Here is a 1,631-nt window from a genome sequence, read left to right on the forward strand (position 1 = left end):
GGTTGGTTACCGCCGGCAGGGTTTTCTCGCCGACCCACACGTGCCGCGCCTCACGCCGCAGGCGGGTGCCGCGGCAGTCCGGGCAGGACTGGGTGCTGAGGAACTTGGCCAGCTCTTCACGCACCGACGCGGATTCGGTTTCGCGGTAGCGTCGCTCCAGGTTCGGCACGATGCCTTCGAACGGGTGCGAGCGTTTGACGATATCGCCACGGTCGTTCAGGTATTTGAAGTCGACGTTTTGCGAACCGCTGCCGTGCAGGATGAATTTCTGCTGATCGGCCGGCAGTTCGTTGAACGGTACTTCCAGGCTGAACTTGTAGTGCGAGGCCAGCGAGCCGAGCATCTGGAAGTAATAGACGTTGCGTCGATCCCAACCGCGAATCGCCCCTTCGGCCAGGGTCAGTTCGCCGTTGACCAGGCGCTTGATGTCGAAGAACTGCTTCACCCCCAAGCCATCGCAGGTCGGACATGCGCCGGCCGGGTTGTTGAAGGAGAACAGTTTTGGCTCAAGCTCGCTGATGGCGTGGCCACAAATCGGGCAGGCGAAGCGCGCGGAGAAGATCATCTCTTCACCCGGCTCGTCGTCCATCGGTGCCACCAGGGCGATGCCGTCCGCCAGTTTCAGCGCGGTCTCGAAGGATTCGGCCAGGCGTTGTTGCAGGTCGGCGCGAACCTTGAAGCGGTCGACCACGACATCGATGGTATGTTTTTTCTGCTTGTCGAGCTTGGGGGCTTCGTCCAGCTCATAGAGCTTGCCGTTGATTCGGGCGCGGACGAAGCCCTGTGCGCGCAGCTCTTCGAAAACCGACAGGTGCTCGCCTTTGCGCTCGCGGATGACCGGCGCCAGCAGCATCAGCTTGCTGCCCTCCGGTTCGGCGAGGACCAGATCGACCATCTGGCTGACGGTCTGCGCTTCCAGCGGGATGTCGTGATCCGGGCAACGGGGAATACCCACGCGAGCATATAGCAGGCGCAGGTAGTCGTAGATTTCGGTGATGGTGCCGACCGTCGAACGCGGGTTGTGCGAGGTGGACTTCTGCTCGATGGAGATCGCCGGCGACAGGCCTTCGATGGTGTCGACGTCGGGTTTTTCCATCATCGACAGGAACTGCCGGGCGTAGGCCGAAAGCGATTCGACGTAGCGGCGCTGACCCTCGGCGTACAGGGTGTCGAAAGCCAGGGATGACTTGCCGGAGCCRGACAGGCCGGTGATGACGATCAGCTTGTCCCGTGGCAGGGTCAGGTCGATGTTCTTCAGGTTGTGGGTTCGAGCCCCACGAATCAGGATCTTGTCCAAGGTGGCCTCGCTTGGCGGGCGTCGAAAACGTAGGAGTATACGGCCAAATACTGGATGGATGCACACTATCAAACGAGAGGGTTACCGTCTTACATGAAGAGTGTGTCAGCAATGCGCGTCAAAGCGTCGCGATATACCCTGCCAATCGATGGGACTGGTAGAATCGCCGCCGGTTCACATGAGGTTTTTCCATGCACGATCCCCACAGCGAGCGCATGAGTGGCAGCGAGACCCGCGCAGCAAGCGGTCTGGCCCTGGTGTTCGCCTTCCGTATGCTTGGCATGTTCATGGTGTTGCCGGTACTGGCGACCTATGGGATGGATCTGGCCGGAGC

The 1,631-nt window shown here is 60.9% G+C and carries 1 protein-coding gene and 1 pseudogene; one reads left to right on the forward strand and one right to left on the reverse strand.

Features of this window, described 5'->3' with window-relative positions:
- The coding region (locus AC1DVH_RS30795) for a UvrA family protein (protein WP_477756971.1) at nt 1-1,297 on the reverse strand (1,297 nt) is incomplete at its 3' end.
- A gap of 191 nt (nt 1,298-1,488) precedes the next feature.
- On the opposite strand from AC1DVH_RS30795, the pseudogene AC1DVH_RS30800 reads away from it, so the two are divergent.
- Nucleotides 1,489-1,631, forward strand: a pseudogene (locus AC1DVH_RS30800) (MFS transporter); the annotation flags it as partial.

The organism is Pseudomonas sp. P4_C3, from assembly GCF_056402075.1.